This window comes from Flavobacterium notoginsengisoli (assembly GCF_042686225.1).
Lineage (GTDB): Bacteria > Bacteroidota > Bacteroidia > Flavobacteriales > Flavobacteriaceae > Flavobacterium > Flavobacterium notoginsengisoli.
Genome location: NZ_JBHUOT010000001.1, coordinates 1,021,416 through 1,037,409 on the forward strand (window position 1 = coordinate 1,021,416; position 15,994 = coordinate 1,037,409).

Consider the following 15,994-nt stretch of genomic DNA (forward strand, 5'->3'; position numbering starts at 1 on the left):
AAAATCTAAACTCAAAAATCTAAAATCATAAGATATGTCGCAAGAGATAGAAGCTCGGATTGAGAAACTGCCTATTATACGCAATTTGGCCCGACTTTTAAAAAGAATAAAGCTTCCTTGGTTAGAAGGTTTTTCGCTGTATGATTTGCTTGAAATGTACACTTTAGGTATTCTTGAAGGTGCATTTTCTTATCATGCCAGTGCGGTTTCTTTTAGCTTTTTTATGGCTTTATTTCCTTTTGCGCTATTTATTCTGAACTTAATCCCATTTATTCCGATTGATAATTTTCAGGAAGATTTTCTGCAATTTGTCCAGCAAAGTGTTCCGCCAAATACTTATGACGCTATTAGTAAAATTATCAGCGATATCCTGAATAATAGTCATTCGGGCTTATTGTCCTCGGGATTTTTGCTTTCTATTTTTTTGATGGCAAATGGTATTAACGGAATTTTAAGCGGTTTCGAATCTTCTAAACACGTTTTTGATAAACGAGGTTTTTTCAGGCAATATTTGGTCGCTTTGGCTATTTCACTTGTTATGACCGTTATACTCTTTGTTACTGTGGCAACGATAGTTGTTTTTGAGGTTTTTATTCAAAAAACAATCATTCAGGATGTGTTGAGCGATCGTATTCCGCTGATTATTTTAGGAAGGTATTTATTCGTTATTTTAATGATTTTGATAACATCTTCAATATTATTACGTTATGGTACAAAACAGTACAATAAAGTACCTTTTATTAGCATTGGTTCTGTTTTTACAACCGTCTTAATTGTTATATCTTCATTCTTTTTTGGGATTTGGGTTATAAAATTCTCAAAATATAACGAACTTTATGGTTCAATTGGGACATTATTAATTCTAATGTTTTACATTTGGATAAACTGTATGATTCTGCTTTTAGGGTTCGAATTGAACGCTTCTATCAGAAAATTAAAACAAAAAAAACAAAAAATATGAAAAAATTAGCGCTAACTATCGGAGTGTTCTTCTTTGCCCTGACCATGCAAAGCCAAAGTGTAATTGGAAAATGGAAAACCATTGACGACGAAACAGGCGAAGCAAAATCGGTAGTAGAGATTTACGAAAAATCAGGAAAAATATATGGAAAGATTGTAGATATACTTCGTGAGAATCATAAAAAAGATGTTTGTGTAAAATGTGATGGTGCTGAAAAGAATAAACCGATTTTAGGAATGGTTATTATTAATGGTCTTAAAAAAGATGGTTCGGAATATAACGGAGGAACAATTTTAGATCCAACAAGCGGTAAAAAATACAAGTGTTATATTTCGTTGGAATCTGCGGATAAATTGAAACTTCGCGGTTATGTGGGAATTTCTTTGATGGGAAGAACACAATATTGGACACGAGTAAAAAATTAATTATAAAATCTAAATGCGAAAATTAGCTTCGATAATTTTATTCTTAGCAATCGTTTCAAATAGCTTTGGACAATCTAAGAATTCGCCTTTACAAATAAGTCATCTTACGGGTGACTTTTATGTTTATAGAACCTTTAATGATTATAAAGGAAACAAGATTTCCGCCAATGCCTTATATCTGGTAACAGATAAAGGCGTTGTGCTTTTTGATGCTCCTTGGGATAAAACACAGTTTCAGCCTTTGCTGGATTCTATAAAAGTAAAACATCATAAACAGGTGGTTATGCTTTTTGCGACGCATTCTCATGATGATAGAGCAGGAGGTTTTGACTTTTACAGAAAAAAAGGAGTTAAGACTTACTCCATTAAATTGACGGATGATATTCTTAAAAAGAAAAAAGAACCCAGAGCAGAATTTGTAATTCCGAATGACACAATATTTACCGTTGGTCAGCATAAGTTCGAAGTTTATTATGCGGGAAAAGGTCATGCGCCAGACAATATTGTGGTTTGGTTTGATAAAGAAAAAGTGCTTTACGGAGGCTGTTTTGTAAAAAGTGCCGATGCGCAGGATTTAGGTTATTTAGGTGATGCGAATGTAAAAGAATGGAAGAAATCGATTAGTAATGTAAAAACCAAATTTAAAAATCCAAAGTTTATTATTCCTGGACATGATGATTGGAGGAATATTGAATCTCTAAATCATACTGATAAATTGGTTAATGAGTATCTGGCTAAAAAATCTGCTGGAAAAAAGTAACTTTGCAATCCTATATATAGCACATGTTTTTTATCGAAGTTATTTTACCGCTTTCTTTAGCAAAAACGTTCACTTACCGTGTTTCTGAGGCCGAATTCCATTTTATTAAAAAAGGAATGCGCGTGGCAGTGCCTTTTGGTAAAAGCAAAATTTATACGGCACTTGTATTAGAGGTGCATGAAAATGCGCCAACACTATACGAAGCCAAAGAAATTCATCAGATTTTAGACGAAAAACCAATCGCAACCGAAACTCAGATAAAACACTGGCTTTGGGTGGCGAATTATTATATGTGTGGTATTGGTGACGTGTATCGCGGTGCTTTTCCTAGCGGATTATTGTTGGAAAGTGAAACAGTGGTTTCGCATAAACCAGATGTTTTGGTAAATGATTCTGAACTTTCAGATGATGAATTCCTGATTTATGAAGCACTCCAGCATCAAAGTTCGCTTACAGTTCATGAAATTGCTTCTATTTTAAATAAGAAAAACATACTTCCGGTTCTGCAGAAATTAATAGCGAGGGATATTATTTTTCTGGAAGAAGAAATCAAAGAAAGCTATAAGCCTAAGTTGGTTCGATATGTGAAATTACATTCTAAATACGAATCGGATAATGGATTGGCAGAATTACTTGAAACTTTAAAAAATGCCAATAAACAAAGAGAGATTGTTTTGGCTTATTTTCAGCTTAGTGCTTCAGAAAAGAAACCTATTACTGTTAAGAAATTGACTGAAGTTTCCGGATCAACTTCTACAGTTGTAAAAGCATTAATAGAAAAGGAAATCTTTGAAGAATATTATTTGCAACAGGATCGTGTTTCATTTAATGGAGAAAAATCAGAAAAAGAACTACAGTTAAGTGAGGCGCAAGAAAAAGCTTTTCTGGAAATTAAAGAAAGTTTAGCAGAGAAAGAAGTTTGTCTGTTGCATGGTGTTACTTCAAGTGGAAAAACAGAAATCTACATTAAATTAATTGAAGAATATTTAGAAACAGGAAAACAGGTTTTATATCTGCTTCCGGAAATTGCACTTACAACACAATTGGTTTCGAGATTACGTCTGCATTTTGGAGATAAAGTGGCTGTTTTTCATTCCAAATACAGCAATAACGAAAGAGTTGAGGTTTGGAAACAGGCACTCGAAAATTCCCCAAAGGCTCAGATTGTAATAGGAGCAAGGTCGGCTTTGTTTTTGCCTTTTAATGATTTAGGATTGTTGGTTATTGATGAAGAACACGAACAGACCTTTAAACAGACCGATCCTGCACCAAGGTATCATGCGAGAGATTCTGCAATAGTTTTGGCTAATTTTCATAATGCCAAAGTGTTATTAGGTTCTGCAACTCCAAGTATCGAAACCTATTTTAATACAAAGAGTGATAAATATGGTTTGGTTACCCTTTCAGAACGTTATAAAAATGTCCGCCTTCCTGAAATTATTTTAGTCGATTTAAAAGATAAGTATTTTAGAAAAAGAATGACTGGTCATTTTAGTGATGTTTTGACTGAAGAAATTGCTGAGGCTTTATCGTTGGGAGAGCAGGTAATTTTGTTTCAAAACAGAAGAGGATATTCTCCTGTAATAGAATGTATGACTTGCGGACATGTACCGCATTGTCAGCAGTGCGATGTGAGTTTAACTTATCACAAGAATAAAAATCAGCTAAGATGTCATTATTGTGGTTATTCGATTGCAAAACCAACCCATTGTCATAGCTGTTCGAGTATTGATTTGACGACTAAAGGTTTTGGAACAGAACAAATAGAACAGGAGTTGTCTTCCATTTTTCCAAAAGCAAAAATTGGAAGAATGGATCAGGATACCACTCGTGGTAAATTTGGATTTGAGAAAATTATCGATACCTTTAAAAACAGAGAGATTGATATTTTGGTAGGAACACAGATGCTGGCTAAAGGTTTGGATTTTGATAATGTGAGTTTGGTTGGAATTATGAATGCCGATAATATGCTTCATCATCCGGATTTCAGAGCTTTTGAGCGCAGTTTTCAAATGATGACGCAGGTTGCAGGAAGAGCAGGAAGATCTGAAAAACAAGGAAAGGTTGTGATTCAGACTTACAATCCAAATCATAATACCATTCAGCAGGTTACCAACCATAATTATATAGGTATGTATAAGGAGCAGTTATACGATCGACAGATCTACAAATATCCTCCTTATTTCAGAATTATAAAACTGACTTTGAAACATCGTGATTACGATAAACTTAAAGAAGGGGCAATGTGGCTGTATCAGGTTTTAAGTCAGAATCTAGGAATTCCTGTTTTGGGACCAGAAGAGCCTGCGATAAGCAGAATACGAAATGAGTATATCAGAACTATCTTAATTAAGATTCCACACAATCAGCATTTGGGGAATACAAAAAAAACTATTCAGAAAATGCTGAATAGTTTTGAAGCTGTTGCTCAATACAGAGCTATAAAAGTTGTTGTGAATGTCGATTTTTATTAGCTGTAATTAAGAAGGAGTAGAAAGTGCTTTTACTAAGTCTTCTTTTTTGTTACGGCTTAAAGGTATTTTTGTAATGCCAATTTCAGCGAATTTACTATTAAAACGCTCTACCTTATCTATATTAATAATGTATGATTTGTGAACACGAATGAATTTGTCTTTTGATAAATCGTTTTCAAAAGATTTCATTGTAGAAAGAACCAGGTTGCTGTCATCTTCTGTTACTACTCTCACATAATCACCAAAAGCCTCAATCCATTTTATTTTTGAAGTGAAGATTTTAAGCTTTTTTAAATTACTTTTGATGAAGATATGTTCACCTTCTTCTTCTTTGACATCTTTTTTAAGTAAGTGCATGTCGATTGCTCTTTTAACCGAAGCATTAAAACGGTCAACAGCAATTGGTTTCTGCAGGTAATCAGTAGCATCGTAATCAAAAGCTTTTAAAGCGTATTCTGCTTTAGAAGTAATAAATATAATTTGTGGTTTTGATTTTAATCCATCAAGGAAATCAAAACCATTGATAACAGGCATTTCTATATCAAGGAAAATTAGGTCAATATTATTCAGGGAGATACAACTTTTTGCTTCAATTGCATTCGAAAAGTCACCAATTAAATGCAAGCCTGGGTGATTATTAACCAATTTGGCAATAATTGTCCTCTGTATAGAACTATCATCTACAACAACACAATTTAGTTTCATAACATGTCAATTTAAAATAAATTCAGGATAGCAGTAGTAAATGTATTGTTTTTTTTGGAAAAAAAACTAAAATGAACGCATATTTTTTGCATTATGACGAATAAAAGAAAAAAAGTGTTGTTTATTTAAATTTAATGATTACTTTTGCACCCAATTTTAACAAATAAATATTGTATTTATGAATCATTATGAAACTGTTTTCATTTTAAATCCCGTTTTATCTGAGGTTCAGGTGAAGGAAACAGTAACGAAATTTGAAGAATTTCTTACTAGTAGAGGAGCTGAAATGGTATCGAAAGAGGATTGGGGTCTTAAAAAAATGGCTTACGAAATCCAAAACAAAAAAAGTGGTTTTTACCATTTATTCGAATTCAAAGTAGCTGGAGAAGTTCTTGTAGCTTTTGAAACTGAATTCAGACGTGACGAAAGAGTTATGCGTTTCTTAACTGTAAGTTTAGACAAACATGCTATTTCATGGGCGGAAAGAAGAAGAGCTAAATTAAAATCTACTAAAGCGTAATTATTATGTCTACAATTGAGCAATCTGCAAAAGGAAAAAAAGACGGAGATATCAGATATTTAACGCCTTTAAACATTGAAACTAACAAAACTAAAAAGTATTGCCGTTTCAAAAAATCTGGAATCAAATACATCGATTATAAAGATGCTGATTTCTTATTGAAATTCGTAAATGAGCAAGGAAAAATTCTTCCTCGTCGTTTAACTGGAACTTCATTAAAATACCAAAGAAAAGTTTCTGTAGCTGTAAAAAGAGCTCGTCACTTAGCTTTAATGCCATACGTGGCCGATTTATTAAAATAATTAAAAACTCTAGTCGCTGGTTTCTGTATCAGGCAGAACCTAACTTCTAAAATATAAGGACAACAACATGGAACTTATTTTAAAACAAGACGTACAAAACTTAGGATTTAAAGATGATGTAGTATCTGTAAAACCTGGTTACGGTCGTAACTTTTTAATTCCTCAAGGTTTTGCTACTTTAGCAACTCCTTCTGCTAAAAAAGTTTTAGCTGAAAACCTAAAACAAAGAGCACATAAAGAAGCTAAAATTGTCGCTGATGCTAAAGCATTAGCTGAAACATTAAAAGCTCTTGAAATTAAACTTACTGCAAAAGCTGGTGGAGAGAAACTTTTTGGTTCTATCACTAATATCGATATTGCTGAAGCTTTAGAGAAATCTGGAAATGCTATCGATAGAAAATTCATCACTAGCGGTATTGTTAAACGTACTGGAAAATACAATGCTACAGTTCGTTTACACAGAGATGTAATCGTTGATTTACCATACGAAATCATTGCTGAAAAGTAATAGTTTTGAAAACTATACAAAAATCCCGATGAAAATCGGGATTTTTTTTGTTTAATGAATATTGATTAATTGACTTAAGGTTATTTGAATAAGTGTTTTGCTTATTGTTTATAGCGTAAAGGATAAGCCTAAAATAAAATGAAATACGCAAGATTAACAAAAGAACAGTTTGATGAATTACATGCTGAATTTGCCAGTTTTTTAGCGACACAAACAATTGATAGAAAAGAATGGGAAGAACTAAAGGAGAATAAGCCGGAAGTTGCAGAACAAGAGCTGGATGTGTTTTCAGATTTAATTTGGGAAGGTGTACTATCCAGGGCAGAGTATTTGGAGCATTTTTCTAAGAATCATATCTTTTTATTTCAATGTTTTGATACTTATATCAAGTCTATTGTTTTAAAGTCGCTTTCTTCTGAAACTGATTTTTTAACTAAAGACGGGCTTCAATGGCTGAGTGATAATATGTTTACAGAAAACATTGAAATGAAAGTGGGAAAAAAAGTATTTACTGACGAAAGAAATATTTCGATTTTTGAATTGATTAAACAAGGCGCATTTTTAAGCGACGGACAACTTTTTAATCAAATTAACACAATTATCGAGTCATAATAAGAATAAGAAGACTTTTTTGAAGACAAACAATTGAATGTTAATTGTTTGTCTTTTTTTTTATTTTTTAACTTTTGTTTAATTTAATGTTTATTTTTTAGCAGGTAATTATACGCGTTTTTTACTTTTTTTTAATCTTTTAGCAAATTGAGTAATAAGACCTTATTTTTAATGTATTTGGTCTGAAAAACGGATAGTTTTGTCGATAAAATTCTTTTTATTGTAAGTTTATACTTTCTTTTTTGTTATTTAACATTTTTTGTTGAACTTTTTTTTAAGAAAATTTTTGCAACATAATTATGTTAAAACTGTAGGTTTTTCTGATATTTTCAGAGGTTGTTAAAATTATAGTTTCCATTTTAAGATATAAATTATAAGAATTTATCCTTGTTTTGTGTTTTTGTTTTTTTTAATTTTAGAATACAAAAGTTAAACAAAGTTTTTGCTTTGTACTTTTTCCAAAAACAAATTATAATTTAATAAATCTGGCGTATGGAATTGACAATTACTTTCTTCACCAATTTTACTTTAGTTGTTTATTTTATTTTAGCTTTATTCTTTATTCTAATAAGCTTATTTCATCTTAATGATGATTCTAATCGCTATGCGATTTCTAAATCTGTTTTTTTATCCAAATTTTTATATTTAAAGTTTCTGCTTTTTGTAAATCCTGACCGATGGATTTGTAAAGAGCAGCAAAACTATTTGTGCTGATATGAACATGTTCAGATCTTAAGAAAAATTCTTAAGTGTTTAGAGAAAGACTAATCAATTTTCTTTAAAGTATTGAATCAAATTACATATAAATAGAATTATCCCCAATTCTATGTCAACTAAAAATTTTCGTTATGAAAATTAGACCTGCAACAAATCACTCCTCTGAGAAAAGTGACTACAATCATTTTTTCTCACAAAAGACGGAATACTTTTTATCTCTTGTAGATAGGATTTATCCTCTGGTATATTCAGGTATACCAAATTCAACATAATTTTTTTCTGAAACTTTGTTTAGAGACTTATTTCATAGGTCTTACGACTTTGTTTTAACTGTTTGATTTTTAATTGATTGTTTAATTGCGTAGGTGCGTGCACTTACTGCGAGAGGTGTTTTATTGTCCATTTTCTAATCTTCCAAATTATGAAAAAAAAATTTACTTTTCATGATCTCCTCTTTAAGATGAGATTATTAGGTTTGTTGTTTTTATTGCTTTTTTGTAATAAAAACATTGCACAAACCTTTTGCAGACCAGTTTCGCACACATCCGGTATAGGAGGTGTTTGTCTTGGTACTACAGAAATTACTAATCCAACGCTGGCTTATGATGCTAGTTTGAGTACTTACTCAACACTGACAAATGCACTTGGTGTACTTTGTTTTGCACAAGAAACCGTAACGTTTGGTCAAATGGCAAAAGCCGGCGATCAGATTGTTATTTACTACGGTTCAAGTTCTCCGTTACTAGATGTTGGTTTACTGTCAAATGCTAGTATTCAACCGAGAAATTCTGTAGCGGGTACCAATGGACCGACAGTCGCATTGAATAGTCCTCTTTTAAATCTTCAGTTATTAGCCGGAGATACAATGGGGGTTATTAGATATACGCTGACTGCTGATTCTGATCAGGTTAGGATTCAGGTTGGAGGTCTTGTCAGTTTATTGTCAAATCTGAGAGTGTATGATGTTCGCTTGCAGTTTGCTAAACCAACAATAACAGGAGGGGAAACACAATCTGTATGTACAGGACAATCTATTTCGCTTACTGCTACTGCAGCAGCAGGAACAACAGTAGCATGGTACGATTCGCCAACAGCTACTACTGCTCTTTCAAATACTGCAACATACACAACGCCAGCTTTGACAGCTTCTACTACTTATTATGTGAGTACTTCAAGAGTTGCAGGCTGTGAAAGCAGTGAACGTTTACCTGTTACTATAAATGTAATTGAGCCAGTTTTACCTGCGGTAAGTACAGCTGGAACAGCTATTTGTTCTACCGGAGCAACTCAGGCAACTACTTTATCTGTCATAAATCCGGTTCCAGGAACGATCTATTCCTGGTATAATGTAGCGACGGGTGGCGTTGCATTGGCTACGGGGAATACTTATGCACCAATTGTATCAACGGGCCTTTCTGATTTTTATGTAGAAGCATCAATTGGTACTTGTAAATCTGCTCGTACTCAGGTAACAGTTACTTCTACTGCTGTGCCTGCGCCTGCAACGGTTTTAACACAAAGTGTAACTATATTATCAGGACAAAATGCAACACTGAGTGCTTCATCTGAAGTAGGTGTGGTTTTAGATTGGTACGATGTTCCAACAGGAGGAATTAAATTATTGGGAGATTCTAATACATTTACAACTCCGATTTTAACAGCTTCAAAAACTTATTATGTAGAATCCCGTAATAGTATTGCCGGATGTGTAAGTACAGCAAGAGTTCCTATAACAGTAACTGTTTTAGCAAATCCGTTAGGGACTTGTTTGGAGGCCAATAGTCAGCAGACTACTCAAAACGGATTATGTTTACTTTGTTCTTCAACAAACCCCAATCTTTCTGTTGATGGAAATATTGCTACAGCGGCAAGATTAACTCTTCCTGTAGGTTTAGTAAATGGCTATATTCAGCAGACTTTACAGTTTAATAATCCGGGAAAAACTGGTGATATTGTAGATGTAGAATTGGCTTTACCAGGCGGAATTGCCGATGTTTCTTTATTAGGAGCAGTCAGCTTGGCTACTTACAATGGAGCTACTTACAATAATGACAGAGTTTTTATCAATAATTCTCTGGTTACTCTTCAACTACTTTCGGGAAATCGATTTAAAGCGAGTGTAGTTGCAGGTGCAAATTTTGATCGTGTGGAAATTAGATTAGGCGGAGTTGTAACAGCTTTGACTAATTTGGATATATATCAGGCAACTTACAGATATAAAGCTCCAGTAATTTCTGGAAATATAAACATTTGTGGTGGACAGACTACAACTTTAGTAGCCAATTTAGCAGTTGGAGAAACTGTTAATTGGTATAGTGCTGTAATGGGGGGGACTTTATTAGCCAGCACAGCTGCATATACTACTCCAGTTTTAACTGCTGATACTACTTATTATACTGAAATTACCAGAAATGGTTGTGTTAATAGTCAAAGATCTCCAGTTTTAGTAACAGTTAGTAATCCTATAGCTCCAATTATTGACGCTTCTCCTTCAACTGTTTGTAGTGGAAGTAATACTACTTTAAGTGTTCAGACTCCAATTGCGGGAACAACTTATAGATGGTATGATGCTATAACAGGAGGAAATTTAGTATTTACGGGTACGACTTTTAATACACCTAACTTAACAGCAAATACTAGTTATTTTGTTGAAGCTTCTATTGGTAATTGTTCTACAGCAAGAATTCAGAAAGATGTAGTAATTAGTCCGCGACCTGCGGCACCGGTTGCTGTTTCTTCAAATATTGTAATTCAATCAGGACAAACGGTAACGTTAGCGGTTACGGCTACTTCAGGATTTGGTTATGAATGGTATGATGTTCCAACAGGAGGAACTCCTTTAGTTTCAAATACAAGCACTTACACTCCAAGCCCTGCTTTGACTGGAAATAAAACATTTTATGTTGAGGCAAGAGATTTGTCTACAGATTGTGTAAGTCCATCAAGAACTGCGATTAGTGTTATAGTAACCAATACTATTAGTAATTGTTTACAGCCTAATTTGGAGGCAATAACTACAGATGGTTTATTATGTGGTTTATGTACTTCAGCTAATCCAGGTGGTTCTGTAGATGGAAATATAAATACATTTACTACTCTTTTTACTCCAGTTGCAGCATTAGGCGCATATATACAACAGCAACTGACTTTTCCTAATCCTGGTAAGGCAGGAGATATTATAGAGGTTGATTTAGAATTGCCAAACGGATTAGCTGATGTATCTTTGTTAGGAGGAGGTATTAGTTTAGCGACTTATAATGGAGCAACCTTTAACAATGACAGATTTTTGCTTACTAACAATTTGCTAAGTCTACAATTACTGTCAGGAAATAAATTCAAAGCTACTTTTGCGGCAACTGCAGCATTTGATAAACTTGAAATTCGTATAGGCGGAGGAGCGGCAACTTTATTGACTACTCTTAATATTTACGGAGCTTCATACAGATTTCCAAATGTTACAGTGACAGGTGCTGCTTTACCAATTTGTGCGGGAAGTACTGCTTCACTAGCAACTCCTACTCCGGCTATTGGAGAAACTTATACATGGTATGATGCTCCAACTGCAGGCGCTGTAGTCAATAATATTAATCCAACGATTCCATTAAATGCTACTACAACTTATTATTTAGAAGTTGCCAGAGGAGGTTGTATCAATAGTGTTCGTCAGCCAGTAACAATTAATGTGTTGCAAATTCCAACTGCAGCAGATATTGCTATTACAAGTCCGGTAACGGCGTCTTGTGCCGGTGGAATTGTATTAACTCCGACATCTACTTTAGCAGGAGCGACATTTAAATATTATACAAGTCAAGATAAAACACAAGAAATAATAAACGGTACTGTAGCGGGAGTCACTTACTCTAAAAATCCTACAACGGGAGCGCTTACTATTAGCGGACTTAATTCAGCTAATTCACCTTATAATTATTATGTTTCAGTACTTAATGGGGGTATTTGTGAGAATGCCGCATCAAGTTTAAAAGAAGTAGTTGTTAATTATCCTGTAGGTTCACTATTAACAGTTACACCTGCATTAAGTGCTTGTGTTAAAGCGAATCTTAAAGATGCAATTACAAATTTTGATACATTAGGAAATACAACTTATGCATTCTTTGATGCAGCCAATAATCCAATTAACGAACAGGCTGCAACCAATATTCTGACAAGCGGTAATTATTTTATTGAAGCACAGACAAACGGTGTTGCTTGTCCTTCTGTTAGATTGCCAGTTGCGGTAACTGTAAATCAACCACCAACATTAACAGGCGTAACCAGTTCAATTGCTGTTACAAAAGGATCGTCAGTTACATTAAATGCAACATCAAACGGTACAGTTGTTTGGTATGATCCTCAAGGAAACGCACTTCCTTCTAATACTACAGGGGTTTTGAATACTGTTGGTATTTTTACTTATACTGTAGTAGCTACTAATACAAATGGAACTTGCACTGCTAGTCAAACAGTAACAATAAGTGTTATTGATTCGGCGACATGTGATTCTTTATTAGAAAGAGTATATGCTAATTCTCAATTATCAGGAACGATAATAAGTGGTACAGTTAATAATGGAGTTTTGGGAGCAGATGGTGATCCTAGTACACATTCCACTATAACAACAGGTTTAGGACTTTTAGGTATTGGAACAACATGGCAGAATTTACAATGGCCAACTACTATTCCTAAAGGAACTCCTGTAACCGTTAAACTTGGTTTAGAAAACAGTTTAATTGCCGTTGGACAAAGTATTTCAGTAATTGGGACTAAACGTGACGGATCTAACAATCCGGTTGATATTGGAACTTTACAATCTGTTTCAGGATCATTATTAAATTTATTACCAGGTCAAAATTCATTCGAATATACATTTGTTCCTTCCAATACTGCGGGACTTCAGGATTATGATGGTATCCGTGTACAATTAGGGTCAATTTTAAGTGTAGCTCAAAATATTAATGTTTATGATGCTTATTATAAAAAACAAGTAACTCAAATTGCTTGTGGACAAGGAGATATCGAAGATGTTTTTTCTGGAGTAAGAGATAGGGGAGTTGGTGCATTAACAGCTACTGTTGGTGTTTCAAATCCGTTTAATGTGGCAGACGGAGACGTTGCTACTTATGCAACAATGTTTAGCGGAACAGGAGTACTTGCAGCGGCAGAACTTACAGCAACATTTAGAACACCATCTATGGTGGGAGACAGTTTAAGAGTTACGATTTCTAAACCAGGAACACTTTTAAATCTTAATCTGCTAACAGGGTTCACAATTCAGTTATATTCGGGCAATATTCCTGTTGGTGGTCCAATAGAAAATACAAGTAGCTTGTTGACTTTAAGATTGCTGTCAGGAGATACAATGGCGATGACACTAGTAGCTCCTCAAACACAACCTTATGATAAAGTTGTTATATCTTTTGGAGGTGTTGCCAGCGTTTTAGATCAGCTTAGAGTTCACACTATTGATCGTGTAACGAATACAAAAGTTATTGATTCAGATACAGATAATAAAGTCACAGTCTGTCCAGGAGCTGAAATAAAACTCACAGTTCCTCCCAAGTCATGTGCTGATTATGCTTGGTACGATTCTCCAACAGGTGGAAATCTGGTAGCTAGCGGTCAGACATTTACATTACCGGCAACAATGGCTGCAGGGACTTATAAATATTATGTTCAGCCAATTCGCTATGGTTGTCCTGCATTAGAAAGAGGAGAAGTAACGGTTGTAGTTAGAGCAACAGCTCCAGCTGGTGCAATAGCAAACGTAAACATAAACGGAGGAAACAGTACAATAATTTGTTCAGAAAATGGACAAGTAACATTAGACGCCATATTAAGTGCATCACCGGTATTAACAAATCCTGTATATGCCTGGTATAGCTTTGATGGTACAACAACTCAATTAATAGCTGGTGAGACAACTTCTACATTGAATTTAACAGGATTAGCTCCTGGAACTTATACTTATTATGTTGGTGTTAGCTCAACTGAAAATTGTGAAACAGCACCAGCTGACAGAAAACAAGTAACTTTTACTATTCTTCCAAGCTCTCTTGAAACAGATATAACAGTAGATAATGTTACTATTTGTCATGATACAGTTGCAACATTAACAGCAACCAGTGCTTTAACAAATCCATTGTTCTTTTGGTATTTAGATGTTAATAAAACACAACCAATTACAAACGGAACTATAAGTGGAATAACTTATACAGTTGATAGTACAACAGGAGTTTTAACAGTTACAGGTTTAACAACAGCAATGAGTCCTGTATCTTATTATGTAGCAGTTTCAAGCGATTTGACTTGTCAGAATAAGAACGGAGAGCTTAAGGCAGCAAGTGTGATGATTAATGATCCGGCAACGCCAACTTCTACATCATATACTCAGACTTTTTGTTTGGTCAACAATCCTACAGTTGCTAATCTTCAGGTAAATGAGGCAAATGTAGTGTGGTATACTTCATCTACAGGGGGAACAGCGTTAAATCCTGCTACTCCTTTAGTAAATGGAGTTTATCATGGCGCTATACAAGATCCAAGTGGTTGTGAAAGTTCTGTTAGATCAGATGTTACTGTGATAGTGACTGATCCGGCAATGCCAACAACAAATGATACCACTCAGGATTTCTGTTTGGTAAATAATCCAACAGTTGCTAACCTTCAAACTAATGAAACAAATGTTCTTTGGTATACTTCGTCTACTGGTGGAACTGCGTTAGATCCAACAACTGCATTGACAAATGGACTATATTATGCAGTATTAAAAGATGTGACCACTGGTTGTGAAAGTTCAAATCGTTTAGTGGTAACAGCGACAATAACTGATCCTTTAGCACCAACTACTAATGATAATACACAAGAATTTTGTTTAGCAAATAATCCAACGGTTGCTAATCTTCAAACAAATGAAGCCAATGTAGTCTGGTACAACTTAGTTTCAGGAGGAGCTGCACTTGATCCGACTACTACGTTGGCTGATGGACAATATTATGCTGCTCTAAAAGATGCTGTAACAGGTTGTGAGAGCTCAGTTCGTTTACTTGTTACTGTGACTATTAACGATCCGGGAACACCGACGTTGGTAACAGCAGGAACTCAAAACTTCTGTTTGGTAAATGCACCGACTTTTGCAAGCGTTCAATTCAATCAAGCTAATATTGTCTGGTATACAGCTTTAACAGGAGGGACTGCAATTCCATCAACGACAGTGTTGACCACAGGGCAATACTTTGCAGCAATTTCAGATCCAACAACAGGTTGTGAAAGCGCATCAAGATTAACAGTTGATGTAATTGTAAACGATCCTGGAACACCAACATTGGTAACGGCAGGAACTCAAAACTTCTGTTTGGTAAATGCTCCAACGTTTGCAAGTGTTCAGTTCAATCAAAGTAATATTGTTTGGTATACAGCTTTAACAGGTGGGACTGCAATTCCATCAACAACAGCGTTAACCACAGGACAATACTTTGCTGCAATTTCAGATCCAACAACAGGTTGTGAAAGTGCATCAAGATTAACAGTAGATGTTATTGTAAACGATCCCGGAACACCAACATTGGTAACAGCAGGAACTCAAAGTTTCTGTCAGGAAGATGCATTAACATTCGCAAGTATTCAGACAAATGAAAGCAATATCGTTTGGTATACAGCTTTAACAGGAGGGACTGCAATTCCATCAACAACAGTGTTGACTACAGGACAATATTTTGCAGCAATTTCAGATCCTGCAACAGGTTGTGAAAGTAATGTAAGATTAACAGTTGATATAATTGTAAACGATCCGGGAACACCGACGTTGGTAACAGCAGGAACTCAAAACTTCTGTTTGGTAAATGCACCGACATTTGCGAGCGTTCAATTCAATCAGGCTAATATTGTGTGGTATACAGCTTTAACAGGAGGGACTGCAATTCCATCAACGACAGTGTTGACCACAGGGCAATACTTTGCAGCAATTTCAGATCCAACAACAGGTTGTGAAAGCGCATCAAGATTAACAGTTGATGT

Annotated in this window: 10 protein-coding genes; 9 read left to right on the top strand and 1 reads right to left on the bottom strand. The window is 34.7% G+C overall.

The features are described from left to right. The first annotated feature begins 34 nt into the window (after window positions 1–34). Genes ACFS3A_RS04320 through priA form a run of 4 tightly spaced genes read left to right on the top strand, consistent with a single transcriptional unit; the run spans window position 35 to window position 4,620 of the window. Window positions 35–961 (top strand): YihY/virulence factor BrkB family protein, encoded by a 927-nt coding sequence (locus ACFS3A_RS04320; RefSeq protein WP_379824118.1) that lies wholly within the window; start codon window positions 35–37, stop codon window positions 959–961. Continuing rightward, window positions 958–1,386: a DUF2147 domain-containing protein gene (locus ACFS3A_RS04325; RefSeq protein ID WP_379824119.1), complete on the top strand. Its 429-nt coding sequence runs from the start codon at window positions 958–960 to the stop codon at window positions 1,384–1,386. Before ACFS3A_RS04320 ends, ACFS3A_RS04325 begins: the two co-directional genes overlap by 4 nt. A 13-nt stretch (window positions 1,387–1,399) precedes the next feature. Continuing rightward, window positions 1,400–2,146 carry a subclass B1 metallo-beta-lactamase gene (bla-B1-FLAV, locus tag ACFS3A_RS04330; RefSeq protein WP_379824120.1) on the top strand — a complete coding sequence of 249 codons (747 nt, stop codon included), beginning with the start codon at window positions 1,400–1,402 and terminating at the stop codon, window positions 2,144–2,146. Window positions 2,147–2,169: 23 nt separating this feature from the next. Then, on the top strand, window positions 2,170–4,620 hold the full coding sequence (gene priA / locus ACFS3A_RS04335; protein ID WP_379824121.1) for a replication restart helicase PriA: 2,451 nt from the start codon (window positions 2,170–2,172) through the stop codon (window positions 4,618–4,620). A gap of 6 nt (window positions 4,621–4,626) precedes the next feature. Here the strand turns inward: priA and ACFS3A_RS04340 are convergent, their stop codons facing one another. Then, entirely contained in the window at window positions 4,627–5,325 is a 699-nt protein-coding gene (locus tag ACFS3A_RS04340; RefSeq protein ID WP_091497027.1) for a LytR/AlgR family response regulator transcription factor, read from the bottom strand. A 178-nt stretch (window positions 5,326–5,503) separates the two neighbouring features. Here ACFS3A_RS04340 and rpsF point away from each other — a divergent pair, with 178 nt between their 5' ends. The 5 genes from rpsF to ACFS3A_RS04365 all read left to right on the top strand — a co-directional run. Continuing rightward, window positions 5,504–5,845, top strand: a complete 342-nt coding sequence (gene rpsF / locus ACFS3A_RS04345; protein WP_026729424.1) for a 30S ribosomal protein S6 — start codon at window positions 5,504–5,506, stop codon at window positions 5,843–5,845. 5 nt (window positions 5,846–5,850) lie between these two features. Continuing rightward, entirely contained in the window at window positions 5,851–6,147 is a 297-nt protein-coding gene (gene rpsR / locus ACFS3A_RS04350) for a 30S ribosomal protein S18 (RefSeq protein ID WP_002987043.1), read from the top strand. A gap of 67 nt (window positions 6,148–6,214) precedes the next feature. Continuing rightward, complete coding sequence (rplI, locus tag ACFS3A_RS04355) at window positions 6,215–6,655, top strand: 50S ribosomal protein L9 (protein WP_379824122.1); 441 nt, start codon at window positions 6,215–6,217, stop codon at window positions 6,653–6,655. 138 nt (window positions 6,656–6,793) lie between these two features. Beyond that, entirely contained in the window at window positions 6,794–7,267 is a 474-nt protein-coding gene (locus ACFS3A_RS04360; protein ID WP_379824124.1) for a DUF6495 family protein, read from the top strand. 1,138 nt (window positions 7,268–8,405) lie between these two features. Continuing rightward, on the top strand, window positions 8,406–15,994 hold a 7,589-nt coding region (locus ACFS3A_RS04365), incomplete at its 3' end, for an Ig-like domain-containing protein (protein WP_379824360.1).

Coding starts and splice junctions, on each gene's coding strand:
- ACFS3A_RS04320 (WP_379824118.1), top strand. CDS start 35: ATGTCGCAAGAGATAGAAGCTCGGATTGAGAAACTGCCTATTATACGC.
- ACFS3A_RS04325 (WP_379824119.1), top strand. CDS start 958: ATGAAAAAATTAGCGCTAACTATCGGAGTGTTCTTCTTTGCCCTGACC.
- bla-B1-FLAV (WP_379824120.1), top strand. CDS start 1,400: ATGCGAAAATTAGCTTCGATAATTTTATTCTTAGCAATCGTTTCAAAT.
- priA (WP_379824121.1), top strand. CDS start 2,170: ATGTTTTTTATCGAAGTTATTTTACCGCTTTCTTTAGCAAAAACGTTC.
- ACFS3A_RS04340 (WP_091497027.1), bottom strand. CDS start 5,325: ATGAAACTAAATTGTGTTGTTGTAGATGATAGTTCTATACAGAGGACA.
- rpsF (WP_026729424.1), top strand. CDS start 5,504: ATGAATCATTATGAAACTGTTTTCATTTTAAATCCCGTTTTATCTGAG.
- rpsR (WP_002987043.1), top strand. CDS start 5,851: ATGTCTACAATTGAGCAATCTGCAAAAGGAAAAAAAGACGGAGATATC.
- rplI (WP_379824122.1), top strand. CDS start 6,215: ATGGAACTTATTTTAAAACAAGACGTACAAAACTTAGGATTTAAAGAT.
- ACFS3A_RS04360 (WP_379824124.1), top strand. CDS start 6,794: ATGAAATACGCAAGATTAACAAAAGAACAGTTTGATGAATTACATGCT.